Below are 24,718 nucleotides of genomic sequence, written 5' to 3' on the forward strand. Positions count from 1 at the left end.
GGACGTTGTCATTATACCTGATTTCAACAAAAAAGGAAAAGCCCCTACAAAAATACGACCTGATGTTCAAAAAAGGAAAGCGGCGTCTCCGCTAGCCGTCCGACCCATTCAATCCCGTACTCGTTCCAGTAGGGAGCGATGTTGTACACCCTTTCCTGCAATTTCCCCTCGGGCAGGCAGCGGAGGGAAATGTGATCGAAACGGCGCAGGGCGGTTTCGTGACGCATCCGGATCATCCGCTCCGCCTTCCCCCTGAGATAATTCAGCTGTTCCATCACCCTGAGGCGGTTTTTCTCGCCCAACCGCCTCATATCCGGGCCCAACGGCGACAGCCGTTCGATCAAGGAATCGTAAAGCCCTTCGACCTGCTTTCTCGCACCGGCGAACAGCTCCTGTACGTTCAAGGGGGCGCGCTCGTCGATCCACTGCCTCTTTTTTTGGTCCAGGCCGGAGAAAACGTCCTCCACGGACAGGCCGAGAAGGCCCAGGTACCGTTCCGTGGCCCGGTCGATCAAGGTGATTCCGCTCCGGGGCATCAACACGGGCATCGTCATGCCCATCGCGGAAAAGGCTTGCCGGAGACAGCCCCAGTAGGCAATTTCCCCCGGCCCCACCACCGCGGAAAGGGTGGGAAACAGGAATTCCTGCATCAGCGGACGGGTGACCACATTGTTGCTGAGACGATGCGGCTCCTCCCGCGCCATCCGCAACAGCTCCCGTCGGCTCCATCGCATCCGTCCGTCACGGGTGACGAAACCGCCTCCGTCCCGCAGAAGCAGCTGCCGCTCCCCCTCGACATAAACGAAGAGATGGGCGCAGCCGGGATGGAGAACCAGGGGGGAAGGATGCCCCATTTTCTCAACCTGTTTTATCTGATGCCCGACCGCCTCGTCCAAAGCGGCGTTTTCCGCGATCAAGCGCTCGAAAAAGGGACCTTCGAGCCTGCGGAGAGGCGGAAAAGACGAATCGATCTGGATCAGTCCGAATCGCCCGAACAGGCGGTGAAGAAGCTTCGCAAAATACCGTGTCAGGGAAACGGGTTCCGCCGCCAGTCGGGTCAGCTCCTCCAGCATATCCTCCTTGAATTCCGTGTCGGGAAGCATTCGGCCCAATTCCTGGAGCCAAACGCCGACGGACTTCGGATCCAGGAGGACATGGCCGGCGGAAATCCGCTTTCCTCCCTCGGAAAGTGGCAGCCTGTGCTTTGTCAAACGCCCCTCCGGACCGGGCACATAAATATGATCCACCTCATCCAGGTCGTGGTCCTCCCCGGCAATCCAAAAAACGGGTACGACCGGGACGCCCAGGCGCTCTTCTTCTCTCCTGGCCAGCTGGATCACCGATATCGCCTTATACACCGTATATAACGGCCCCGCTAGCAGTCCCGCCTGCTGACCTCCGATCACCACAACACTTCCGGGTTTCTCCAGCCGACGGATGTTCTGCTCCACAGCCGGATGATAAAGCTCCCCGGAATGAAACTCCCGTAGCACCCCGGCCAGCCGTGAGCGGGATAAAGAAGTTTCCCTGCGGGACAATTCATCGTATCGCTTCCGAAAGCTCTCCCCCTTTCCGGGGTCCAACCCGTACAGATGCTGCACCTTTGAAAAGGAAAAAAGGTATTCGTCGGAGAGTCCTCCTGACGAATCCAGGCGGATACGCTCGATCCTCATGGAAAAACCCCTTCTTTATGTCCTAAGCCCTACCCTCCCCCAGTATAGCATGAACCCCAACGGGGGGAAATCACCGCCTCTCGCGGTCGGTGCGACATCCGGGCAGAAGCAGGGCGAGGAAGTACCCGGCGAGGGATGCCGCCGTCACCAGCATCAGCGCTTCTCCGGCCTGGAAGTTCCGCTCGTCGATCAACCGGGTGATCAACAGGAGACCGAGGGCTCCCCCCGCCGCCCGGAACATGCCCAACACCACCAGGCCCGTCCTCACGCGCCGAAGGGGCAACCGACCGAACAAGAGGTCGTGCAGAGGAGCGGACATGATCAGACCGATTCCCCCGCCCAGCAGAAGCAGAGCGGGGAACAACAGGGCGAAGTTTTTGGATACGCCCAGAATAAAGGAAGCGAGAGACAGGGTGAAGAAGCCGGCGGCGAGCACCATCCGGGATCCCCATCGACCCGCGATCCACCCGGCGAGGGGAATGCTCCCCCCGACCGCCGCTGCCACGGCAGCCAGGCCGATCCCTCCCATCTCCAGCGTATCCGGAAACAGGGGGGTGATCCATCCCGGAATGATCACGGGCACCATCAGGCACATTCCCGAAATGGCCGCCATCATCTGGACGAAGATGAAACTCCGGTTGGCCGCTCTGGGAATAAAGAGCGGATGATCCACCCGTTTTTCCACCATGATCAGGGGCACGATCAATCCGACGGACAAAATCCAATAGGGAAAAACCTCGGGATGGAGCATCTCCTCCCAACCGGCGAGCGGCTCCATGCGCGTAACGGCGATCATCGCAAAGAGAAGGGAACCCAAAAAGAAAAAAGTGCTTCCCGATTCCAATCGTTGCAGCCGGGACGGGGAGGGTGCGGGAAGTCGCCGGGCGATGAGAAAGAGAAGAAGAATCAGCGGGAGAAAGGCGGCAAAAACCCAGCGCCACCCCAATTGCCTGTTGAGGAAGGCGGACAGAAGGGGGGCGGCGATCAACAGTACGGACAACAGTCCTCCTGTCCGGACCAGCAACGGCCGTCTGGATTGACGAAGCCCCTGCGACATCACCGGAACCACGCCGCTCGCCCCCAGCGCCTGCAAAGTCCGCCCGACCAGGAGCAACAGCCACGCTGGAGCCACCGCACCCACCACCGACCCGATCGCCAAAAGCTGCAGAGAAACCGAAAAAAGGCGCCGGCTATCGATGCTCCGCATCCAACTCTCCGCAAAGGGCAACGCAAAGGAAAACACGGCCAGATACAGAGCGATCACCCAGGCCGACCAACGATGGGTGATGCCGAAGTCCCCCGACAGGGTCTTCAGCAGAGGGGCCATCAGGGCTATATCCAAGGCGATCACAAAAATCGCGATGACGAAGGGTTCGGCGTGCCCCCTACTCCGAGACATCTTCCATTCACCTCCGCGCCCTGTCCCTCATGCGGGGTTTTGATGGGCGCTCATGACGGCGAGCTCCCCGCGGGCGGACATTCGTCCGGATCGCGTCGCATCTCCAGCAGGTGAATCAGCCGGACCAGGGTCTGGTTCACCGGTGTTTCGATCCCCGCGCGCGCCCCGCGGCGGACCACCTCGCCGTTGATCCAGTCGATTTCCGTCAACCGTCCCCTCTCCACATCCTGCAGCATGGACGAACGGTTGACAGCCGTCTTGCGGCAAACCTCCTCCGCCCGCTTCAACATGTCCTCCGCCTCCAACGCGATTCCCTCGGCGCGGGCCACCGACACCGCCTCTTCCACGATGGACTTCATCAGAAACCGGGCGTCGTCGCTGTGGAGCAATCCGCCGTTCGGAATCCGGAGCAAAGCCGTGAGCGGGTTGATCGCGCAATTGACCATCACCTTTTCCCATATTCTTCGAACGATCCGGTTCTCCCATTCGATGGAAATCCCCGCGTCCTTCAATTTTCCCATGAGCTTGGCAGCGATCCCGGGGTGGGCGAGCTCCTCTGAAAAGGGGCCGATCCACGTCGTGCCTTCCCCCGTGTGCCGCACCTCCCCGGGCCCCTCGCGAAGGGCTCCTTCCGTGGTCACCGCCCCGCAGAGCACCCCCGGGGGGAGAACGGAGCCAAAAGGCCCATCCTGCCCCAGACCGTTCTGCCACAAGAGCACCAAGGAAGGAGGGCGGGAAAATGCGGTCAGGCTTTCGGCCACCTCCCGCAGGTCCCGCTGTTTCACCATGATGAACAGGCAGTCGAAGGATTCGTTGACGACCTCTCCGATCCACCGGACAGCAGCGGGAATTCTTTCTTTTTCACCCGAGGGACGGGTGAGGAGAATCCCCCGCTCCCGGATCCAGTCCCGCTGCTTCTCGGTCCGGACCAAGAGCACCGCCTCCGGAAACAAGGGAGTAAGTCTCGCAGTCCACAGCAATCCGAGGGAACCGCCTCCCCATACGGCAATGCGCAACCTGGACCCCTCCGTTTGACCCGATTCGTTCAACAGAAAAGGGAGCCGTCTGCGGCTCCGAAATGAACACCTCGCCATCCGTTTCGGGTCGTGTGTCTGATCAGACCGGATATACCGGATGCTTCCTCTCGCTGAAAATTTTCTGCTTGCTCGAATAGGCCTCCAGCCGCCGAATCAACTCGTCGCGCAACCGATCGGGGTGAACGATGTCGTCGACGATCAATTCGTGGGCCAAACGGTAGATGTCGATGTCCTTTTTATACTCCTCCCGCTTCTCCATCACAAATTTCGTGCGTTCCGGTTCGGACAACTCCTCGATTTTGTTCCGGTACACCGCGTTCACGGCCGCCTCGGGTCCCATCACGGCGATCTGGGCGGTGGGGAGCGCGAGGCAGCAATCCGGTTCGAAGGCCGGTCCGGCCATGGCGTACAAGCCGGCACCGTACGCTTTGCGGACGACCACCGAGATTTTGGGGACGGTGGCCTCCGACATCGCGGCGATCATCTTCGCCCCGTGCCGGATGATCCCGGCCCGCTCCACCTGGGTGCCGATCATGAATCCCGGAACATCGGCCAGGAACAGAAGGGGGATGTGGAAAGCATCACACAGGGTGATGAACCGGGCCGCCTTGTCGGCGGAGTCGACGAACAGCACCCCGCCCTTCACCTTCGACTGGTTGGCGATGATGCCGACGGGACGGCCGTCCAAACGGGCAAATCCCGTGATCAGTTCCCGGGCGAAGAGCTTCTTGACCTCGAAAAAGGTACCCTCGTCCACGATCGCCTCGATCACCTGCAGCATGTCGAAGGGAACGTTTTGATTGTCCGGCACGACCTCCGATATTTTGCGCGCCGAAGGCGAGGGGTTTTTCCCCTGCTCCACCGGGGGCTTTTCCGCATAGTTCGCCGGAAAATAGGAGAGATAGCGGCGAGCGAGGGAGATGGCTTCCTCCTCGTCCTTCGCCAGAAAGTCGCCGCACCCGCTGACACTGCAGTGCATGCGCGCGCCGCCCATTTCCTCCAGGCTCACTTTTTCGCCGATCACCATCTCCGCCATCCGAGGAGAACCGAGATACATGCTGGCGTTATTGTCCACCATGATCACCACGTCGCAGAAGGCGGGGATATAAGCTCCGCCGGCGGCGGACGGCCCGAACAGCACGCACACCTGGGGAACCACCCCGGAAAGCTTCACCTGGTTGTAAAAGATGCGTCCCGCTCCGCGGCGGCCAGGAAACATCTCCACCTGGTCGGTGATGCGGGCTCCCGCGGAATCCACCATGTAGACCATCGGGATGCGCAGGCGCTCCGCCGTTTCCTGAATGCGAATGATCTTTTCAACGGTGCGCGCGCCCCAGGAACCCGCCTTCACCGTCGAATCGTTGGCCATGACGCAGACCGGACGACCGTTGATGCGCCCGATTCCCGTCACCACCCCGTCCGCCGGCAGACCTTCGGCCAGGGCGTTGGCAAACAACCCGTCCTCCAATTCCATATCCTGATCAAAGAGGAGCTCCAACCGACGCCGGACGAACAGCTTGTTCTGCTTTTCCAGCTTTTCATGGTATTTCGGAGCGCCGCCCCGCTTGATCCTTTCGGTCTGCTCCTCCCATTTTCTGATTGTGGATTCTTCCATGGTCCCCCTCCTCTTCCCGTTATTCCCCCCGGTAGATCGGTTTCCGCTTCTCTTTGAAGGCCTCCAGCCCTTCCAGGCGATCCTTGGTGGGAATCAGGGCTTCGTAGGCCTTGGTCTCGATCACCAAACCGGTGGCCAGATCCGTTTCCATCCCGTAATCGATGGCAAATTTGGCCTGGGCCAGGGCCAGGGGGGCGTTTTCGTTGATCATCGCCGCCATCTCGAGGGCGGCATCCAGCACCTCTCCCTTGGGCACCACGTGGTTGACCAGACCGATCTTCTCCGCTTCGGCGGCATCGATCCGGCGAGCGGTAAAGATCAGTTCCTTCGCCTTGGACTTTCCGACGATCCGGGGCAGGCGCTGCGTTCCTCCGGCTCCCGGTATGATTCCCAGGGAGGTTTCCGTCAATCCGAAGATCGCCCGCTCATCCGCCAGCCTCAGGTCGCAGGCCAAGGCAAGCTCCATCCCGCCGCCCAGGGCGACGCCGTTCACGGCGGCGATGACCGGCCGGGGCAGGCGCTCGATCGCCGTGAAGGTCTCGCGAATCAGGTGGATATATCGCCGGACCTGATCTTCCGTAAAGGTTCGCCGCTCCTTCAGGTCCGCCCCGGAACAGAAGGCCTTCTCCCCCGCACCCGTGATGATCACCGCCCGCGTGGCTTTGGAATGGGTCAATTCCTCCACGATTTTCATCAATTCCTTCAACGTTTCGAAATTGAGCGCATTGTATACCTCGGGGCGGTTCAGGGTGATGACGGAAATGCCTTCCTTCCGTTCCCATTCAACCTCGTTCATCCTTCTTCTCCCCTTTCCCGCGGCGTGATGCCAGGGTGCTCTGCAACACCTTGGACGGAAGCTTTCGGCCGATCCGCTCCTGAACCGAGGCGCTAACCCGGCACAGGGCTTCCAGATCGATTCCCGTTGACACGCCCATGCCCTCCAACATGTAGACCAGGTCTTCGGTGGCCACGTTCCCGGCGGCTCCCGGTGCGTAAGGACACCCCCCCAAGCCGCCGAAGGAGCTGTCCAGCGTGGTGATGCCCATCTCCAGAGCGACATAGGCGTTCACCTGGGCGGTTCCCCGGGTGTCGTGGAAATGTCCGGCCAATCGGTCGGCGGGAAACAGCTTCAAGAGCTCCCGGAGCACTTCCTTCACTTGCCGCGGATGAGCTACGCCGATCGTGTCGCCGAGGGAAACCTCGTATACTCCCATTTCAAACAGGCGGTCGCACACCTTCGCCACCTGAGCCACGGAAACTTCCCCCTCATAGGGACAGCCGAACACCGTCGACACGTATCCCCGGACCCGCTTCCCCCGCTCGCGGGCGAGCCGGACCGTCTCCTCCAAAACCGGAAAGGTTTCGTCGATGCTCTTGTTTATGTTTTTCCGGTTGTGGGTTTCGCTGGCCGACATAAACACCGCGTACTCGTCGATCGGGGTCGCAAGGGCCCGCTCCAGCCCCTTCCGGTTGGGAACCAGCGCCCGATAACGGACGCCCTCCCCCCGGGGAAGGGACCCGGCAAGCTCCTCAGCGTCGGCCAGTTGGGGAATCCACCGGGGATGGACGAAGGAAGTCGCTTCGATATCCCTCACCCCGGCGGCGATCAATCCCTCGGCGATCTCCCTTTTCACTTCCGTCGGGAGAATGGCCGCTTCATTCTGCAATCCGTCGCGGAGTCCCACCTCGACGATTCGGACCTCCGGCATGGATACCCTCCTCTGCCCGTCAAAGAGTATGCTTCAGTCCTCCAGCTCGACCAACACGTCCCCTTCATTCACAAAAGAGCCCGTCTCCACCTTCACGCCGGACACGGTTCCCGAGATTTCCGACTGAACCGGCACTTCCATCTTCATCGACTCCAACACCACCACATCCTGCCCCGCCTCAACCCGATCCCCGGGCTGCACCAACACCTGAAGTACAGTACCGGCCATGTTCGCTTCAATCTTTTTCACAGGCTTCACCCTTTCCGATCAAGTTGTTCAATCCTCGAAATCAAAGGCTTTCCAGAAAACGGGTATCATATTTTCCCCGGATAAAACGCGGATCATCCACAATCCTGCGGTGAAGGGGGAGATTGGTCCGGATGCCCTCGATTCGAAATGCAGCCAGCGCCTCACGGCTTCGGGCGAGGGCTTCCTCCCGGTTTGAACCGCTTACAATCAACTTCGCGACGAGGGGATCGTAAAAGGGCGTCACCGAATTGCCCGACTCGATCCCGGCATCGACGCGAATTCCCGGCCCCTCCGGCGGCTGAAAGAGCTCCACCGAACCGGGGGACGGCAGAAAGGTTTTGGGATCTTCCGCGCAAATCCGGTACTCGATGGCATGTCCTTCGGGCCGGATCTCTTCCTGGGAGAGGGACAGATCCTTCCCTTCCGCAATGTCCAGCTGCATGGCCACGAGATCCAGTCCGGTGATCATCTCCGTCACCGGATGCTCCACCTGCAGACGGGTATTCATCTCCAAAAAGTAAATCCGCTCCTCGGCATCCACCAGAAACTCCACCGTGCCCACACCCGTATATCCCACGGAACGTGCGGCCCGCACGGCCGCTTCCACCAATCGCACGCGGGTTTCGGGATGTATGGACGGCGAAAGGCTTTCCTCCACGATCTTCTGATTGCGGCGCTGGATGGAGCATTCCCGCTCAAACAGGTGAATCACATTTCCTTTCCCGTCGGCGGCCACTTGGACCTCCACGTGACGGGGATGTTCGATGTACTTTTCCAAAAAAAGGGTTCCGTCACCGAAATAAGCCTTCGCCCTTCCCTGGGCCGAGGGGAAGAAGCGGGCCAGCTCTTCCCGAGAGCGGCAGATCTGCATGCCGATCCCGCCTCCGCCAGCACTCGCCTTCAGCATCAGCGGATAGCCGACCGACTCCGCCTGCTCCGCCGCCTCCTCCACGGAAGACACGCCCTCCAGCGTACCGGGAACCACCGGCACGCCGGCCCGTTCCATCGTCCTGCGGGCGTTCACCTTGTCCCCCATCGCTTCGATCACTTCGGGGCGCGGGCCGATGAAGACCAGGCCCGCCTCCTCCACCTTGCGGGCAAAGGCGGCATTTTCCGAAAGAAGGCCGTATCCGGGGTGAACGGCGTCGGCGCCGGTCCTCCGGGCCGCCTCCAGGATCGCGTCCATGTTCAGATAGCTCTGCGCAACCGGAGGCGGACCGATTTCAACCGCTTCATCCGCTTCCCGGACGAAGGGCAAATCCCGATCCGCTTCGGAATGGACGGCCACCACCGCAAGGCCGCGCTGACGGCAGGTGCGGGCGATCCGTCTGGCGATTTCACCACGGTTCGCTATCAATATTTTTCTGAGCGCCATGTTTCACCTCAATGGTTCAATAATGGTCACTTTCAATATACCGAAAGCTTTCCGAAAAGGACAACGGCAAGCGCTTCCAAACCGGCACACGATACTCCTCATTCGACAAATTTTCCGGATGTCCTGCCACCGATCCGAATTCCAATAATGGGCAGCAAACTTGATGGGAGCAATTGGACGGCCGATCAGGTATAATGATATCAAACCCATCCAATCAGGAAAGGGGTCAAAAATCATGGACAAACCAAAGGTTGAACGACTGAAGATTAATTATAAAACGCTGGAAGAGTTTCAAAAATTCCACGAGTATGGGCTCCAAGAATTGTCCATGTTGGAAGATTTGAAAGCCAACATCATCGAAAACGACAGCAACTCTCCTTTTTACGGGATTTATGAGGACGGAAATCTGGTGGCCCGCATCAGCCTGTACCGGATCGACGCCAAATACGACCGCTATTTCGATCCACCCCAGGACTACTACGAGCTGTGGAAGTTGGAAGTGTTGCCCCAATACCGAAACAAGGGGTACGGAAGCGCCCTGGTTCGCCATGCCCAGAGCTTCGGACTTCCGGTGAAGACCAACGCCCGGCGCCGTTCCGATCCTTTCTGGATCAAAATGGGATTCCGTCCGGTGAAATACGACCCGATCCGGGACCGCGGAGAGAATCCGTACGTATGGACTCCGCCGGGGGTGGGCCTTCAGGAGTGATCGGGAATCCCTCAAGGGGATTCCTCGACCGCCGCGGGGCGCCTCCGAAGGGGACTCAGGCTTTCGGAGCGTCCTGCTTCCAAAAATAAAAATCACCCCTCGAGCCTTTGCAGGAATTTCCTGCGGCTGCCTGAAGGGGTGTTTCTGTCTCCGGTCAAGTGGCAAGACTTCCTTCCGCCGGGCATCTCCGGCGAAATCATTTGTCGACCCGTTCCAGATTTCCGTTTTCCTCCATACGAAATTTCGGTTTGTTCTCCTCCTGCTCTTCTTCCAACAAGGCCAACTTCCGAGCCCGGTCCATGATCTGAATCAGGGTTTTGTAATCGTCGTTTACGGTCTGATAATCCGTCTCCACATGGTCGAGACGGTTTTTCATCTCTTCGTTCTCTTTGACAAGCTGTTCAATTTTCTCTTCCCGTTGCTTCAGTTCCTTCTCCAATTCCTTTTGTCTTTTGCGCAACTCCGCCACTTCATTTTTGTGGCGTCTCAAATAGCGGATGATCGCATCCAGGGAGGATAACGCCTCTTGGTCTCCCTGCAACTGACCCGAAAGACGCGATCGCCCGGTCTGATTCCGCTTCTGGCGTTGAGCTTTGGCGATTTGAATGGCGGCTTCGTATTTCTTTCGGACACAGCTGTTCCAGCGGAAGCCGCAGGCGGCGGGAGTCCTGCCCAATTTTTCAGCCACTTCTTCAAAGGCTGCCAACTGGGTGCTCCCCTCCCGAATATGGCGTAGAGTCACCTCCGCCAACACCAAATCGTCATCGGGTGTCCAAGCGTCCTGTCTCTTTACAGCCATACACTTAACCTCCCGTGTCATTCGACCCATTCCGCCCAGCTGGGTTTTTGTTCTATATTTTATGCATCTGATATAAAACGTAGTATATGTAACTATTAAATTTATTGCCGAATCGGCTTGTATATATACTCGGGAAAGGAGGAGCGAAAAAAGATCAAAAGAAACCGACGCATCCGGAGGACGGTCGGTGTTCCAGCGCTCCTTCATCTTCCCAATGAGGGGATTGTGGCCTCAAGGGGATTTTTTTGTCCCGGTGCTTTTTTTCAGAAATGCCTCCACGGCGGTGCGATGCTCCGGCGTCTCCCACAGCCGGGCGCAGGACCGGCTTTCCAGTTCGGCCATCTCGTGCCGCGACATCCCTCCTCGTCGAACCCGATTGGCGATGGCGAGATATTCCCGAATGACGCCGAGGGGAGCCGATGCAACCCGTTCGGCGAAATCCCAGGCGGCCCCTGCAAACTCCTCCCCGTTCGGAAAGACCCGATCGACCAGACCGATGCGAAGCGCAGTCTCGCTGTCGATCACCTCACCGGTCAACAGCAGGTAAAGGGCATCGCTCCGTTTCAGCAGCGACAGCAAGCGGGTCCCTCCGCCCCATCCCGACGTGATGCCCAGTCGAACCTGAATAAAACCGAAGCGGGCCCGATCCGAAGCCAGGCGAAAATCGCAGCTGACGGCGATTTCACACCCGCCCCCCACGGCGGTACCCTCGACGGCGGCGATGGTCGGTTTCCCCAAATCCTGAAGTTCCAGGAGAAGACGTCCCATCCGGGCCATCACCGGATAAATCTCCTCTTCCCGGGTCAACCGGTGAAATTCGCTCAGATCCCCCCCGGAAACAAAGGCATGACGATCCCCCGTCAACATGACGGCTTTGATCGCGTCATCCTCCCGCCACTCCCGGAGCACTTCCTCCAATTCATCCATCATCCGGAGATTGACCGCATTTCTCACCTCCGGCCGGTGAAAGCGGATATGTCCGATGCCGCGATGGCGATCCAGCTGAATGGTTTCCATGATTCCTCCCCACCTTGCGAAAGAATGAAACGGATGTTTTCTCATGCCCGGAAAAGGGGCATCATACGCGACACGCCCTTTCCGGCTCCGGCGAGACGAAACTGTCAAAAAGCCGTCGCTTGATCCCCGTTTGTCCCAAGTATATAATAAGTCTGTAATCCGGGACGGGAAAAGGATGAGCCCCCACGGGCTTCACGGCCGGATCAGCGGCGCTCCCGACATCCTCCTGCGGAAGGCATGAAATTCGGCCGATCGGACCAGCCTAAACCTTGCCACCGGTTTGGAGCGGCCTTCCGGCACGCCGGAGAGGGCACAGGCCAAGCGGCTCCCATTCGCCCATTCACAGCAGCAAACCTCAAAAGAAAAAAAGCCCGTCAGGGGCTCGATATTCGGAAGGAGTGGAACCCATGGACCGCATGTTTCGCGTCCTCGGCTTTTGGACCTTTGTTATCGCTTTGATGTTTCTCGCGGGACAGTTGTACACCCCCGCCCTGCTGTTCTTCGTGCAGACGGCGCTCTTCGTCATTCTCGGCTACATGGGCTTCACGGAACGTACTTATATGTACCTGTTTTGGGGCTACATGATCGTCTCCTTCCTAGGGATCGTCTCCTATTCCTTCTTTATGATGCCCCAGGGATGATGACCAAGCTGGAGCAAATCTGAGGCCGGATCTTCATCCGGCCTCATTTTTGTTCATTCCCCTCAAGGTAGGATGCCCCTCCCCCTTCCACTGGATGAGCACCTTGAAGACATCCCCCATTCCGCCGGGCAGAATCAGCTGTCGAACGGCCCGGTTCCGCCGGGCAACTTCGCTGAAAGGATCGGGATTTTGGTGATCCTCCAGGTAATCCAGTATGCCGGAGCGGACCAGCCAATCCCCCTGGGTGGTGTACAGGAGAGGTTTCAGCCCCGCCTCTTCACCCCAGGCCCGGAGCGCTTCAAAATTGACGTCGCTGGTGAGATCCTCCTCGCCGGGAGCCCGATAGGGGTTCCCGTGCACCCGATGCCTGGAAAAACAGCGCAGGGTCCCCCGAGGTCGGCCGGGACCGGCCACTTCTGCCGTCTCACCGCCGTAATCGACGGTGATGACAAACCCCTTTTCCAGCCACTGCCCCAGCTCCCGCATCCAATCCCGGGCATCCAGGTTCACCTCGGCTTGCTGCCCTTCCTCCAGCCGGAGGCCGAAGCGGTGTACATAATCCTCCAGGGCGCCGGTGGACAAGGGGCCGTCCGTTTCGAAAAACCTGCCGTCGCGCCTCGTGACGTAGATCTCCCGAAGGGCTCCTTTCCTTCGCTCGATCCGGTGCACGGGAAAAGCGTCCAGCAGTTCATTGCTGACAACCACCGCGGGCATCCCTCCCGGAAGGTCGGAAAGCCGGTCCGCCCAACGGAGGGGATAGGGAGCACCCTCCAGGCGGCGCTCCTGCAAACGGCGGTGATAGGGACTCGTTTCCACCAGACAACACATCAATTCGTCCCGGCCGATTCCTTTCTCCTTCAGTCCCTTTATCATCTGCTCCATCAGCCGTCCGTCCCCCGCTCCCACTTCCACCAGCATCCAGTGCGGATGCGGCAAAAAAAAACGGCGCATCTCTTCGAGGACGTCGCTCATCACGCGGCCGAAGAGATCTCCCACATGGGAACTGGTGTAAAAATCCCCTTCCTTGCCGATCTTGGTCCCTTCCCGACGATAATACCCCCATCGGGGGTGGTACAGGCAGAGTTCCATATACCGGCGAAAGGGGATGGCCCGGTCCGGAGATGATGCGATTTCGTCGGATATGATCCGTACCAGTTCCTCCGACACCTTCTTCAGACACCCCCTTACTTCGATGCAATCCCTCGGTCCATGCCCCCTATTTCGGCAAAATCTCCAGGACCATCGACTCGATCTGGCCTTCTTGCATCTGCCCCGACACCTTCCGCACCACCTTGCCCTCCGGAGAGACAAAAATGGAAGAAGGAATGGGACCGATCCCGTACAACTGGGTCACTTCCCGGTTTTGATCCAGCAGGATGGGAAAGGTCAGGTCCAGATGCCGCACGAATCCGTCCACGGTCACCCCCGTCTCGGCGATGTTGACCCCCAACACCTCCAGCCCCTTGTCCCTGTGGCGTTCGTATACCCGCTGGATAGCCGGCATTTCGTCCCGGCAGGGTTTGCACCAGGAGGCCCAGAAGTTGATCAGCACTCCTTTCCCCCTGACTTCGCTCAACCTGACCGTCTTGCCGTCCAGGGTGGTCAGTTCGAAATCCGGGGCCGTCTGGCCGATTTCCACCGCTTCCGATTCCCCCGTCTGATAGAGGGCAAAGCCGATCAATGCCAGCATGGCAAGCATGAGCAACCTTCTGACCCAAAAACGCGTTCGTCGATTCATGGTTTCACCCGCTCGATCGTTGCTTCCTTGACGGACTAAACCTCAACGGCTCTTCACCAACAAATTGATGGCTTCCAGGACCAACTTTCCCGTATCTCCCGATTCTCCCTTTGCGATCTCCTCCCGGAGACAGCGCTCCAAATTTTCGCACACGATGACGGCGATGGCCCGGTCCATCGCCGAGCGAATGGCGGTCATCTGTACCACGACATCCTTGCAGTCTTTTCCTTCGTCCATCATCCGCAATACCCCGCGGACCTGCCCCTCGATCCGCCGCAGGCGCTTCAGAATGTCTTCACCGTATTCCAATCCGCCTCCCCCCTTCACTACGGGATAACAAGCCCACCGGCCTCATCCGACCTTGAAGGGCCTGTTCATCCCGCCGTCAGAATCCGGTAAATCCCCCGGTCAGCTTCGTCATCCAAGCGATGATCGCCGTCATCTGGTCGAAATAGAGAAGGATGCCGAAAAGGACCATCAGCGCGCCCCCCGCCTTCATCAACCGGTTGGAATATTTGAGGATCCACCGGGTCCTCCCCAGGAAAAACGCCATGACGAAAAAGGGAATGGCAAAACCCAGCGTATAGGCGGTGATGTACCCCAACCCCGACGCGGGATCGGTCAGGGACAGGGTCAGGACGGAGGCGAGGATCGGTCCCACGCAGGGCGTCCATCCGGCCGCAAATCCCATCCCGACCAGGATGGAACCGATGTATCCCAGACGGCGTTTTTGAAGGGCTCCGATCCGCACGTCCCGCATCATGAAGGAAGGCCGGAACAGCCCCAGCAAAAACAGCCCCATCACGAAGATCAGAACGCCCCCCAGCATGCGGATCGTGTCTTGATATTCCTGAAAAAACCGTCCCAGCCAGCTGACCGAAAAGCCCAAGGCGTAGAAGATGACGGAAAAACCCAAGATGAAAAACAGCGTGTGGAACATCGTCGCCCGCCGAATCTGAAAGGATTGGGAACGATCCGTCAGCTGGCTGACGGAAACACCGGTTATGTAAGAGATGTACGAGGGATACAAAGGGAGACAGCACGGGGAGACAAAGGAAAGCACCCCGGCTCCGAAGGCGAGCCACCACGTCACTTCCGCCACCAATCATCCCTCCCCTCCGTTTTTCTGCCCTACTTCTCCTTCGTCAATTGCTCCATCAGATCAAAAATCTGTCCCCTTGACATCGCGCCCATATGCTTGTGAATAATTACTCCCTTGTCATCCACCGCGTAGGTCACGGGAATCGATACCACGCCGTAGCGATCGGCCACCTCGCCCTTTTCATCCAACAGCACCGGGAAGGTGTACCCTTTGGAGGAAAGGTAATCCTTCATCTTGTCCAGATCATCCGTCTCCGTCAGGTTGACCATGAGAAAATTGACACGATCCCCGTATTTTTCGTAAGCCTCCTGGATGAAGGGCATCTCCATCTTACAGGGAGGACACCAGGAGGCCCAAATGTTGATGAAGGAAGGTTTGCCGCCGTTCTTCGCCAGCTCCACCGTCTTCCCGTCCAGAGTCTTCAGCTCGAAATTGGGGGCGCGAAAGCCCTTTTGCGGCTGCTCCACGTCGCTGGACTCCTGGGGGGATGAGGAAGGGGCCTCCTCGGATTTTGCCGTGGATTCCTCGGGGGCTTTCACAGCCGGCGCCCCGTCTTCCGTTTCCCCTTTGTTTCCACCCATCCAAATCGCTCCGACCACCGCGAGGATGATCACCAGCAATATCAATCCGTTACGCAGATTCATAGCGATTTCTCCTTTCGGGTCTTGCAAAAACCAAACTGCCCAACCAACCGGCGACGGCGATACCGATGAACGCCCATTGGCTCCAGGATAGGTTCAGCCAAACCGTGAGCGGCTCCCAGTCGAAATAGGACAGGATCAAAAGGCCGATTCCCCCTGCCAGGGATGTCCATGCGAAGGTCTCCCCGGGGTGCAAACGGTTCCGATTGCGCCACCACCAAAAAAGGATGACGGCAAGGAGCAGGAAACGGTAACCGTGGATCGGATGAACCCTTACCCCTTCCCCTATAAAGATACCCCAAGGCAAATCGGTGGGCTTTCCCCATTTATGAAAAATGATCGAATATCCGATCCCGGTGAAAAGGGCGACGAGGGCCGCAGCGTCCAGCCACCGGGAAAAGGGAATTTGAAGGCGCCGGAAAGCGGCGGCGAGATAAACCGCCGTGATTCCGCCCGCGACGATCGCTCCCTTGGGCGAACCGCTCAGATACAGGATGGAGGAAGGATGGTGAAGGACGGATGTCGGATCCGTTAACAGGGGGCTGATTTTATAAAGGATCAGATACAGAAGGATCGCCACGCCGAACCGCTCCGACCAAAGGGCCCGCTCTTCCGGGAGGAGTCGATCCGCCGCTTTGGCCGAAAAATAGACGAGAACGGCGACCGCCAAAGTGGCGACGGGAAGAAGAAAAGGGCCCAACCGGACGGGCTCCGCCTCAATCAAGACTTGTTCCCTCCTTCACCTGAACCCGTGAAGAAAAGGATTGGCCTCCTGCTCCCGGCCGACGGTGGTTTCCGGTCCGTGTCCCGGATACACCCGGGTCTCTTCGGGCAGGACCATCAACTGATCGTGAATGGAACGCATCAGGGTGTCAAAGTCGCCGCCGGGAAGATCGGTCCGCCCGATCGAGCCGGCAAACAGCACATCGCCGCTCAACACCAATCCGTCGAGGGCGTAGGTGACGCTGCCCGGCGAGTGTCCCGGGGTATGCAGAACCCGAAAAGTTTGCCCGAAAAAGACCAGGGATTCGCCGCCGTCCAGATGATGGTCCGCCTCCCCGCAGCGGATGGGTTCCATCCCCGGCCACAATCCGGAACCGTTTTTCCGGGGATCCGTCAGCCAATCCCCTTCGAGGCGATGAATGTAAACGGGAGCTCCGGTCTTTTCCCTGACCGGCTCAACGGCCCCGATGTGATCAAAGTGGGCATGGGTCAACAGAATGGCCTCCACCTGAAGCCCCAGTTCCCCAATCCTGGACAGCACCCGATCCGGTTCCGCCCCCGGATCGACCACCACGCCGTGGCGGGAACTTTCGTCGTACAGCAAGTAACAGTTGGCCATCACCGGCCCCAAGGCATACGATTCGATGCGCACGGCCACACCACCTCTCGGTCATGCTCGACTTTCTTCTATTCTACACGGCGGATTCCTGCGGATCAAAAAGGCCCATTCGGTGCGAATACATGGATTGATCCAAAGCGGTTACACTAGGAACGAACCACAGAATTCGGAAAGGAAGAAAGGCCATGATTCGAGTCCTGTCCCTGATTTTCATCGCCACGGTGTGCCTGTTGGGATGTCAACCGGCCAACAAGCCCCCGGCCAACGAGTCCGCCCCTCCCCCGGGAACGGGGCCCCAAAAGGTTCGGGTGGACCAAACCGCTCCCGAAAGCCGCCGCACCGATCGGAATCAGGCCATCGCCGAGCGGATGGTGCGCATTGCCACGAGTTTTCCGCAGGTGAAAAACGCCACCGCGGTCGTGGCCGGAAGGTACACCATCGTCGGCATCGACGTGGATCCCACCTTGGACCGCGGGCGCGTGGGAACCATCAAATACAGTGTTGCACAGGCCCTTCATGAAGATCCCCAGGGCAAGGACGCCCTGGTGACGGCCGATGTGGATTTGGTGCAACGGCTTCGGGAACTGGCCGACGACATGCGCGCCGGTCGCCCTGCCGCCGGCATAGCCGAGGAGTTGGCGGAGATCGCCGGCCGGATCATGCCCCAACCCTCCAAGGAAGTCCCCCGACAGGAACAGACGCCCAACCGGCTGGATCAGGAACGCCTCAACCAAACGCCCAATCCCTCTCCACCGAGGAAGGAAATGCCCCGCTGAAAGCCCGGCTGTGCGCCGGGCCTTTTTTCTTGAATCAAAAGCATCCACCACAGCAAATCAAAATCTGCTGCGTGGATGCTTCTGTCCTCACTTCCTCAGCGCGTTCAAAACCTGACGATCCAGCTTGGCCGCGGCATCTTCGTCGTACGTCTTTTCGTAAGCCGGTTCCTGCACGATCTTGGCCCCGTAAAACATGGCGTCGCGAACCGCTTCCACCGACACGTCGATCCGGGCCAGCTTGATCAACACCCCTTCCATCGGCTTCTCCGCCACCCGTGCTTTTCCATAGACGGCATAGGTGGAGTCGGGGCCGACCACGGTCAGCACCACCCGTGGATCGGCTTCCACATTGGACACAATCCGGGAGCGATGTCCCACGGCGAGGCGAATCCGTCCCGGTTCCGGGGCATACACCCAGGAAACGGCACTGACCCACGGGCCGCCGGTTTCCGCATCGATGGTGGAAAGCAAAACAAATTGTTCCTTCTGCAGTTTGTCATGAAGCTGGTCTGTCAAAACTTCCGCAATCATTTCGGCCATCGCAAATCCTCCTTGTGACATCAGACACGACGGATGGGCGCAAAAAAAGGCCGACGGCCGGATCGGACCCGCAAGCCATCCCCGTTTTGACGGGATTTCCCCATCCCTAGTATACTAGTATCATCCAAATGGAAACGGTGATAATCCAAAGCCTGAAGAAAGTGGGCGACAAGGGACCGATGAAAATTTGTTGCATCCTGTGTGATCAGTATTTTACCCCTGACAAGAAGCAGGTCAAGCAGATCCGCAAACACCCTCACCGGATCATCCTCTGTCCGGAGTGTCACGAGCGGATTGCGGACCGGGTCCGCAAGCGGAAAAGACAACAACCCCTCAATCGTCATCCGGAAGGTTGAACCGGGGTTCCGCCTCGATATCCCTCAGGAGTTGCTCGGCGGAGTCCCGGTCAAACTCGCGGGATTTCCATTCCTCCCCCTGCAGGTAATGGACCCTGTAGACCGAGTCATCCGACTCCAGTTTCAGTTCCTTCACCTGATGATCTTCCTTCAAAATCTGCTCAAAGAACTGCACGGTGTCCCGGGCTGAGCGATCCCGCGGCCGCGCATCCCCCACGATTCGGATCTGCAACCAATTGAACAGAGCGTCCATCAGCTTCACGCCCTTACACCTTCCTCCCGTTTCCTTGCTCTTCCGCCTGGGATTTTTTCTCCGTCATGGCCATGCGGATACGTGCCACACCGATCAAGACCACGCTGATGACCAGGATGGGAACGATCGGGAACCGAAGCATGTGGAAGAGGAGGAGCAAGAAACACCCCAGCGCCAGGAACACATACACCACCAGCGCCTTCAGGGGAGGGAGGGGACGGGCGAAGGCGACCTTGTAGACGATTCCCGTCAGGATGAGAATGACGAAATAGGCGACAAACGGTCGCTCAAGAGCCTGGTTTATGATTTCCATCCGGGTTCCCTCCGATCAGTCATCGACCCCGTTCTCCTTCAAGGAGTGGAGATAGCGAATCTCCTCCGCATATTCCTCCTCATCCTCCACGGGGGTCTCGAGAATCACCGGCAATCCTGTGAAGGCTTCGCAGGTCAAAAACCGGGCAAGCGCCGCCGAACCGATCTCCCCTTGGCCGATTTTGGCATGCCGATCTTTCCGGCTGTTGAAGGGCGCCTTGCTGTCATTGAAGTGGATCGCCACCAGATGGTCCAGGTATCCCGTCTCCTCCATGGTGCGTACCAACTCGTCGAAGCTTTCCTCCGACCAGGCACCGGCGGCGAATCCGTGGCAGGTATCGAAGCAGAAACCGATTTTTTCGGGATAATCCGTCGCTTCCCGGATCGCCACCAGATCGGCGATGGTCAACCCCAATTCCGACCCCTGCCCCGCCGTGTTTTCCAGAAGGAGTTTGGTCTCGCCCTCATACTCTTCCAGTATCAGGTTGAGGGTTTCGATCATGCGGCGGGTGCCGTATTCCACGCCTTTTCCGACGTGTTTCCCGCAATGGACGACAGCCCCGACGGCCCCGTACGCCTCGGCAATCCGCAAATCTTCTTTGATGGAACGGATTGTCACCTCATGCAGGTCCTCCTTGGGGGTGGACAAATTGGTGATGTATGGCGTGTGGGCCACCAATACCAGCCCGTTTTCACGGCAAAAGCGAACCCCTTTTTCCGCATCCTCGCGATCCAGTTTTTTGGGTCTCAAGCCCCGGGGATTTTTCGTAAACACCTGAAAGGCCTCGGCTCCCAACTCCTTGGCCCGCTGAGATGCCCTCAAAAATCCCTTGGACACGCTGATGTGACAACCGATCTTCATGGGAAATCGCCTCCTGAAAGAAGAGGGCGCCTGCATCCCCGGCGGGCGCCCAAGACCTTTTCCATGATACCATTTTCCCCGGCTTTGCCGCAACAGGAAGCCTTCACTCCCCTTGCCGGCTGTCAGACCGTCCGACTGCCGGATTCTCCCCCGCCGTCCCCGAATGGCAGGTGGACCGCAGCGGGCATGCCGGGCAAAGGGGATCCCGTTTTCGGCAGAAATCCTTCCCCAGCTCCACGAGGAGCGCATGCAGCAACTGGAGCTGAACGGGATCCGAGATTTCGCAAAGCACCTCTTCGCGGATCCTCTCTTTCGGCAAATCCTCTCCAAACCAGCGGGAAGCGATTCGTTCCGCGTATGCATCCCCGACAAACACCGGCAGATCGAATACGTAAAGCAGGATCGTGTCCGCAGTCTCCGGGCCGATTCCTCGGATTTGAAGCAGTCGGTGGCGAAGATCGGATGCGTTTCCCTCCTCCTTACCGACCTGGAGCAGAAAGCGGCACACCTCGCGGATCGCCGGCACTTTGCTCCGGTAAAACCCCGCCGGCCGGACGGCCGCGAGCAATTCCTCCTCCGACGCCTGAAGGACTGCAACCGGGTCGGTCAGACCGAGCTCTCTCATTCTTCCGATCGCCTGTTTGGCATTGTGCCAGGCGGTCCGCTGAACCAACACGCTTCCCAGGCACCGGAAAAAGCGATCCTCCCCTTCCCACCATTCATCCGCCGTCATCCCCGGTTTCCAGCGGGCCAGCTCCTCCCCGAGCAGGCTCCAGCTGCGCTTCAAAACGGCGGCCCTCCGCGGATCTTCCCGCCGGCATCCCCTTCCGCACGCAGTGCGGAAATCGGGGATCGGCTCTTTCCGCAGGTGCGCCTGCTCACGGCGCTACCACCCGATTCGAAAGGGTTCCGATTCCCTCAATGGTCACTTCCACTTCATCGCCTGGGCGGAGAGGTCCCACCCCGCTCGGGGTCCCGGTCAAAATCACGTCGCCGGGTTCCAGGGGGAAGACGGAGGAAATGAACTCCACCAGCACGGGAACGGGATGAATCAAATCCGAGGTGCGGCCGTCCTGCCGGATCTCCCCGTTCACCCGGCAGCGAACCGAAAGATTCGACGGGTCGATCTCCGTCGCGATCGCCGGCCCAAGGGGCTTGAAGGTGTCGAAGGATTTGGCCCGGGTGTTTTGGCCGTCGCGGGCCTGCAAAACCCGGTTGGAAACGTCGTTGGCACAGGTGTAACCGAAGATGTACTCCTCCGCCTTTTCCCGCGGAATGTTCTTGCCTCTCCTGCCGATCACGATCGCCAATTCCGCCTCATGATCGATTCGATCCTCCAGGTTGGGAAGGCGGATGGCCTCGCCGGGGCCGACGACGGCGGTGGGGGATACCATGAACATCAACGGTTCCTCCGGCAGGGGCTTGCCCTGCTCCCGGGCATGTTCCCGGTAGTTGAGCCCGATGGCGATCAATTTGTTGGGAACCAGGGGAGAGAGCAGTCGAACATCGCCCTCCGGAAGGCGCTCCCCCGTTTCGGCGAAGGAATCGAACAGCCGGCCCTCCACCGGATGGATCATCCCCTCGCGCCACACTCCGTAACCGACAGTTCCTCGATGCTCGTATCGGACAATTTTCATCGTGCATCCCCTTCTCCAGATGGTTCGCAAGAATCTTTGCAGGGTTCAAAAGCTCAATGGCCGGCGAAGCGGATGGCCAACTGGATCAGCGTGCGGACGCCGACCCCCGTTCCTCCTTCGCTGTGAATGCCCCGTGCCTTTCGGGAATAGGTGGTTCCCGCGATATCCAGGTGAACCCATGGTGTCTCACCGACAAACTGTTTGAGGAACATCGCCCCCTGAATCGCCCCGGCTTCAGAGATTCCGCCGTGGTTTCTCAAATCGGCCACCGAACTGCGCAACCATTCCTCGTACTCCTGAACCAGGGGAAGCTCCCACACCCTCTCTCCGGCCAGGCGGGCGGAGATTTTCACTTCCTCGCCCCAGGAGGCGTCATTGGTCATCAGACCCGTCACTTCCCTGCCCAAGGCAACCACCACCGCTCCCGTGAGGGTGGCGACGTCCACCAAACGGGTCGCGCCCAGCCGACGGGCGTAGGCGAGAGCGTCGGCCAGGATCAGCCTTCCCTCTGCATCGGTATTCTCGATTTCGATGGTCTTCCCGCTGAAAGACCGGATCACGTCCCCCGGTCGAAATCCCCTTCCGTCCACCAAGTTCTCACAGGTCGGAACCACCGCGACCACATTGCTGTGGGGCTTGAGGGAGCCGATTCCCTCCATCGCGGCGATCACCGCGGCGGCACCGGCCATATCCTCCTTCATCCGGTTCATGGACTTGGCAGGCTTCACCTGAATGCCTCCGCTGTCAAAGGTGATGCCTTTGCCCACCAGTCCCAGCACCTCTTTGCTCTCCGGCGCTCCGATATAGGAAAGGACGATCATTCGAGGAGGATTTTCGCTTCCCCGGGAAACGGCCAACAGCGCGCCCATGTTCATCTCTTCAAGCCGGTTTTCATCCAGAATCTCCACCTCTAGACCGTGCCGCTTCGCCACGTCCGCGGCCCGCTCCGCCAAGGCTGCAGGGGTGAGCAGATTCGCCGGCTCGTTGACCCAGGTGCGGGCCAAGTTGGTGGCGCGGGCAAACACCCTCCCCCGCACCAGGCCGGCATCCGCTCCGGACGGGGACAAGCCTGAGAGGGAGAGGAAAACGGTGGATAGGGACGCTTCCTTGTTTTCCTCCTTGTATCCCTCGTAAGTATACGCCCCGAGCTCCACGCCCTCCACTGCCGCCTGAACGAGATCGGAAGCGTTTTTTCCCTCCGCGAGGGACTCGGGCAAGGCAATTCCCAGATGCTTCAACCCCCGTTCCACCGCCTTCCGGGCGACGGCAGCAAGCCCATTGCGCAGACGGTCCACATCCAGCTCCTTTTCCTTCCCCATTCCCAGAACAAAAACCCGTTTGGCGGGAATCTTGTCCCATGTGTGCAGCAGGGTGATTTCCCCGTATTTTCCGGTGATCTCTCCATCCGCAATCAATCGGGAAATCCGGAAATCCAACACCTCGTCCACTGCCCTCGCATCTTCGCGAACGGTCTTGCCGCCTTCGGTGTGCAGGACGACGACCCCGTCGACAGCCAATTGGGGCAACGATTCCTGGGTCACTTTCCACTCCAAAGTTCCGGCCTCCTCTTCCCATTTTTCACCGCAACAGAAAAAAGTGCACCTCTTGCGAGATACACTTCAACCTTCGACACGATGTTTCCCAATCCTTTTTTCCGAGAGGCCGGTTCCATGAAGCAACAGCTGCCTACAGGGCTTCCAGCATCAACATTTCCCGGCGAAGTTCCTCCAGGCGTGCCTTGCACTGATCTATGCGATGGGTGTTGTTTTCAATCAAAGCTTCGTACAGCAGGGCCAGCTCGTAATCCAGCTCCAGTCGGAGAACGGGGATCCGTTTCTCCGGCTCCCGGCACTTGTACGCTTTAATCACCTCTTCCACAGTTCCGCTGCACCCCTTTTTCATGGTTTGGTGCCAACCCGGATCGGGACCGCCATCTCCATCATTTTCCATGACCGATTCTGGATACAGGATGCCCCCCTGATGATCAAAATAAACCCCTGCTCGCCAAAACGGGTGCCGGCAGCCCGAAGACGGGGAAAATGACATACCCGCTTTTCCGATTCCCGAGGAGCCTCTTCCTCTCGACGGAGGAACGGGAACTCTTTCTTCCACAATACGTTCAATTCTCAAAGAAGGTAACGGCCCCTTTCCCCCAACCTCACACCATACATGCCTTTCCGTTCTGCTTTTTGGGTCCCGTCTTCCTTTATGCTAGAATGAAGAAAAGCGCTTGGCAGGTGAAAATCCATGAAACCGGTCGGTTTCACCGAGGAAGATTTCGATGTATTCACCATCCCCGGTCTCGACTCCCGGATGGCGGCCCTGAAGGAGCGCGTCCGTCCGAAACTGGAAGCGATCGGGGAAACCGTGGTTCCCTTCCTGTCCTCCCGGCTCGGGGAACCGGTCTACGCGCACGTGGCCAAACATGCCCGGCGGACCGTTCATCCCCCGGATGACACCTGGGTGGCCTGGGCAACCAACAAGCGGGGCTACAAAGCTCATCCCCATTTTCAGACGGGTCTGTGGCAAACCCATCTGTTCATTGTGTTCGCCCTGATTTATGAGTCCCCGGACAAGGGGGCCTTCGCCCGCAATCTGAAAGAACGGCTGAATGAAATCTGGCCGTCGATTCCCGACCATTTCCTGCTGTCGGATGATCACACGAAGCCGGATGCGGTTCGGAAGGGGGACCTGTCCCTCGACCAGGTGCGGCAGCGCTTGGACCGGTTGGAAACCGTAAAGAAGGCGGAATTCCTGTGCGGCATCCACCTGGACCGCAACGACCCGGTGGTGGGAGACCCGGACCGACTCGTAAACACCATTGAAGAGACCATCGACAAACTTCTTCCCCTCTACCGGCTCGCCGCGAAAGTAGGGGTGCACCCGGGAGGATAATCGAAAAAATGCCCTCGCGGAAGCGAAACAGGGATTTCCTG

General features: G+C 58.9%; 30 protein-coding genes. 5 read left to right on the forward strand and 25 right to left on the reverse strand.

What is annotated here, in order from left to right; translation table 11 throughout:
• Positions 1-44: 44 nt before the first annotated feature.
• The 8 genes from bshC to CLV97_RS04685 all read right to left on the reverse strand — a co-directional run bounded on the left by bshC (position 45) and on the right by CLV97_RS04685 (position 9,057).
• Complete coding sequence (gene bshC, locus CLV97_RS04650; protein ID WP_106344368.1) at positions 45-1,673, reverse strand: bacillithiol biosynthesis cysteine-adding enzyme BshC; 1,629 nt, start codon at positions 1,671-1,673, stop codon at positions 45-47.
• 70 nt (positions 1,674-1,743) lie between these two features.
• Complete coding sequence (locus CLV97_RS04655; RefSeq protein WP_106344369.1) at positions 1,744-3,072, reverse strand: MFS transporter; 1,329 nt, start codon at positions 3,070-3,072, stop codon at positions 1,744-1,746.
• Between the two features lie 50 nt (positions 3,073-3,122).
• Entirely contained in the window at positions 3,123-4,088 is a 966-nt protein-coding gene (locus CLV97_RS04660) for a ketopantoate reductase family protein (RefSeq protein WP_170070356.1), read from the reverse strand.
• A 100-nt stretch (positions 4,089-4,188) separates the two neighbouring features.
• Complete coding sequence (locus CLV97_RS04665) at positions 4,189-5,724, reverse strand: acyl-CoA carboxylase subunit beta (protein ID WP_106344371.1); 1,536 nt, start codon at positions 5,722-5,724, stop codon at positions 4,189-4,191.
• Positions 5,725-5,743: 19 nt separating this feature from the next.
• Complete coding sequence (locus tag CLV97_RS04670) at positions 5,744-6,520, reverse strand: enoyl-CoA hydratase (protein WP_106344372.1); 777 nt, start codon at positions 6,518-6,520, stop codon at positions 5,744-5,746.
• Entirely contained in the window at positions 6,507-7,433 is a 927-nt protein-coding gene (locus CLV97_RS04675) for a hydroxymethylglutaryl-CoA lyase (RefSeq protein ID WP_106344373.1), read from the reverse strand. Before CLV97_RS04675 ends, CLV97_RS04670 begins: the two co-directional genes overlap by 14 nt.
• 33 nt (positions 7,434-7,466) lie before the next feature.
• On the reverse strand, positions 7,467-7,682 hold the full coding sequence (locus CLV97_RS04680) for an acetyl-CoA carboxylase biotin carboxyl carrier protein subunit (protein WP_106344374.1): 216 nt from the start codon (positions 7,680-7,682) through the stop codon (positions 7,467-7,469).
• 40 nt (positions 7,683-7,722) lie between these two features.
• Positions 7,723-9,057 (reverse strand): acetyl-CoA carboxylase biotin carboxylase subunit, encoded by a 1,335-nt coding sequence (locus CLV97_RS04685; protein WP_106344375.1) that lies wholly within the window; start codon positions 9,055-9,057, stop codon positions 7,723-7,725.
• 235 nt (positions 9,058-9,292) lie between these two features.
• Here CLV97_RS04685 and CLV97_RS04690 point away from each other — a divergent pair, with 235 nt between their 5' ends.
• Positions 9,293-9,766, forward strand: a complete 474-nt coding sequence (locus tag CLV97_RS04690) for an N-acetyltransferase (protein ID WP_106344376.1) — start codon at positions 9,293-9,295, stop codon at positions 9,764-9,766.
• Between the two features lie 196 nt (positions 9,767-9,962).
• Here CLV97_RS04690 and CLV97_RS04695 read toward each other — a convergent pair whose 3' ends face one another.
• Both CLV97_RS04695 and CLV97_RS04700 read right to left on the reverse strand, forming a co-directional pair.
• The gene (locus CLV97_RS04695; RefSeq protein WP_106344377.1) at positions 9,963-10,565 is read right to left on the reverse strand and encodes an RsfA family transcriptional regulator; all 603 of its coding nucleotides are present in this window, start codon (positions 10,563-10,565) and stop codon (positions 9,963-9,965) included.
• Between the two features lie 231 nt (positions 10,566-10,796).
• Positions 10,797-11,582, reverse strand: coding sequence for an enoyl-CoA hydratase/isomerase family protein (locus CLV97_RS04700; protein WP_170070357.1), 786 nt, complete (start codon positions 11,580-11,582; stop codon positions 10,797-10,799).
• A 407-nt stretch (positions 11,583-11,989) separates the two neighbouring features.
• On the opposite strand from CLV97_RS04700, the gene CLV97_RS04705 reads away from it, so the two are divergent.
• Positions 11,990-12,223, forward strand: coding sequence for a DUF2626 family protein (locus tag CLV97_RS04705; RefSeq protein WP_106344379.1), 234 nt, complete (start codon positions 11,990-11,992; stop codon positions 12,221-12,223).
• A gap of 33 nt (positions 12,224-12,256) precedes the next feature.
• Here CLV97_RS04705 and CLV97_RS04710 read toward each other — a convergent pair whose 3' ends face one another.
• The 7 genes from CLV97_RS04710 to CLV97_RS04740 form a co-directional block, all read right to left on the reverse strand.
• Complete coding sequence (locus tag CLV97_RS04710; RefSeq protein WP_106344380.1) at positions 12,257-13,390, reverse strand: class I SAM-dependent methyltransferase; 1,134 nt, start codon at positions 13,388-13,390, stop codon at positions 12,257-12,259.
• 49 nt (positions 13,391-13,439) lie between these two features.
• The gene (resA, locus tag CLV97_RS04715; RefSeq protein ID WP_106344381.1) at positions 13,440-13,961 is read right to left on the reverse strand and encodes a thiol-disulfide oxidoreductase ResA; all 522 of its coding nucleotides are present in this window, start codon (positions 13,959-13,961) and stop codon (positions 13,440-13,442) included.
• 42 nt (positions 13,962-14,003) lie between these two features.
• Positions 14,004-14,270, reverse strand: a complete 267-nt coding sequence (locus CLV97_RS04720; protein WP_106344382.1) for a metal-sensitive transcriptional regulator — start codon at positions 14,268-14,270, stop codon at positions 14,004-14,006.
• Between the two features lie 76 nt (positions 14,271-14,346).
• A complete protein-coding gene (locus CLV97_RS04725) occupies positions 14,347-15,063 on the reverse strand; it encodes a cytochrome c biogenesis CcdA family protein (RefSeq protein ID WP_106344383.1) in 717 nt (238 codons plus the stop codon).
• 29 nt (positions 15,064-15,092) lie between these two features.
• Positions 15,093-15,707, reverse strand: a complete 615-nt coding sequence (locus CLV97_RS04730; RefSeq protein WP_106344384.1) for a TlpA family protein disulfide reductase — start codon at positions 15,705-15,707, stop codon at positions 15,093-15,095.
• Entirely contained in the window at positions 15,694-16,428 is a 735-nt protein-coding gene (locus CLV97_RS04735; protein ID WP_106344385.1) for a prolipoprotein diacylglyceryl transferase family protein, read from the reverse strand. Before CLV97_RS04735 ends, CLV97_RS04730 begins: the two co-directional genes overlap by 14 nt.
• Before the next feature lie 15 nt (positions 16,429-16,443).
• On the reverse strand, positions 16,444-17,079 hold the full coding sequence (locus tag CLV97_RS04740) for an MBL fold metallo-hydrolase (protein WP_245891374.1): 636 nt from the start codon (positions 17,077-17,079) through the stop codon (positions 16,444-16,446).
• 152 nt (positions 17,080-17,231) lie between these two features.
• On the opposite strand from CLV97_RS04740, the gene CLV97_RS04745 reads away from it, so the two are divergent.
• Positions 17,232-17,822, forward strand: coding sequence for a YhcN/YlaJ family sporulation lipoprotein (locus tag CLV97_RS04745; RefSeq protein ID WP_106344386.1), 591 nt, complete (start codon positions 17,232-17,234; stop codon positions 17,820-17,822).
• 87 nt (positions 17,823-17,909) lie between these two features.
• On the opposite strand, the gene CLV97_RS04750 is transcribed toward CLV97_RS04745, so the two are convergent.
• Positions 17,910-18,362, reverse strand: coding sequence for a pyridoxamine 5'-phosphate oxidase family protein (locus CLV97_RS04750; protein ID WP_106344387.1), 453 nt, complete (start codon positions 18,360-18,362; stop codon positions 17,910-17,912).
• Between the two features lie 179 nt (positions 18,363-18,541).
• On the opposite strand from CLV97_RS04750, the gene CLV97_RS18900 reads away from it, so the two are divergent.
• On the forward strand, positions 18,542-18,718 hold the full coding sequence (locus tag CLV97_RS18900) for a DUF2197 domain-containing protein (RefSeq protein ID WP_425440545.1): 177 nt from the start codon (positions 18,542-18,544) through the stop codon (positions 18,716-18,718).
• Here CLV97_RS18900 and CLV97_RS04760 read toward each other — a convergent pair.
• From CLV97_RS04760 to CLV97_RS04790, 7 genes are all read right to left on the reverse strand, one after another.
• Positions 18,696-18,980: a hypothetical protein gene (locus tag CLV97_RS04760; protein ID WP_211295680.1), complete on the reverse strand. Its 285-nt coding sequence runs from the start codon at positions 18,978-18,980 to the stop codon at positions 18,696-18,698. The two genes, CLV97_RS18900 and CLV97_RS04760, sit on opposite strands and share 23 nt — an antisense overlap.
• A 4-nt stretch (positions 18,981-18,984) precedes the next feature.
• The gene (locus CLV97_RS04765; RefSeq protein ID WP_106344389.1) at positions 18,985-19,284 is read right to left on the reverse strand and encodes a YlaH-like family protein; all 300 of its coding nucleotides are present in this window, start codon (positions 19,282-19,284) and stop codon (positions 18,985-18,987) included.
• A gap of 15 nt (positions 19,285-19,299) precedes the next feature.
• Entirely contained in the window at positions 19,300-20,145 is an 846-nt protein-coding gene (locus CLV97_RS04770; RefSeq protein WP_106344390.1) for a deoxyribonuclease IV, read from the reverse strand.
• A 103-nt stretch (positions 20,146-20,248) separates the two neighbouring features.
• Positions 20,249-20,932, reverse strand: a complete 684-nt coding sequence (locus CLV97_RS04775; RefSeq protein ID WP_106344391.1) for an endonuclease III domain-containing protein — start codon at positions 20,930-20,932, stop codon at positions 20,249-20,251.
• A gap of 91 nt (positions 20,933-21,023) precedes the next feature.
• Entirely contained in the window at positions 21,024-21,782 is a 759-nt protein-coding gene (locus CLV97_RS04780; RefSeq protein WP_106344392.1) for a fumarylacetoacetate hydrolase family protein, read from the reverse strand.
• A 53-nt stretch (positions 21,783-21,835) separates the two neighbouring features.
• Positions 21,836-23,335, reverse strand: coding sequence for a leucyl aminopeptidase (locus tag CLV97_RS04785; RefSeq protein ID WP_106344393.1), 1,500 nt, complete (start codon positions 23,333-23,335; stop codon positions 21,836-21,838).
• Positions 23,336-23,468: 133 nt separating this feature from the next.
• On the reverse strand, positions 23,469-23,660 hold the full coding sequence (locus CLV97_RS04790) for a hypothetical protein (RefSeq protein ID WP_106344456.1): 192 nt from the start codon (positions 23,658-23,660) through the stop codon (positions 23,469-23,471).
• Positions 23,661-24,029: 369 nt separating this feature from the next.
• Between CLV97_RS04790 and CLV97_RS04795 the strand changes: the two genes are divergently transcribed.
• Positions 24,030-24,677: a YktB family protein gene (locus CLV97_RS04795; RefSeq protein ID WP_106344394.1), complete on the forward strand. Its 648-nt coding sequence runs from the start codon at positions 24,030-24,032 to the stop codon at positions 24,675-24,677.
• Positions 24,678-24,718: the final 41 nt, after the last annotated feature.

Source organism: Planifilum fimeticola (assembly GCF_003001905.1).
Lineage (GTDB): Bacteria > Bacillota > Bacilli > Thermoactinomycetales > DSM-44946 > Planifilum > Planifilum fimeticola.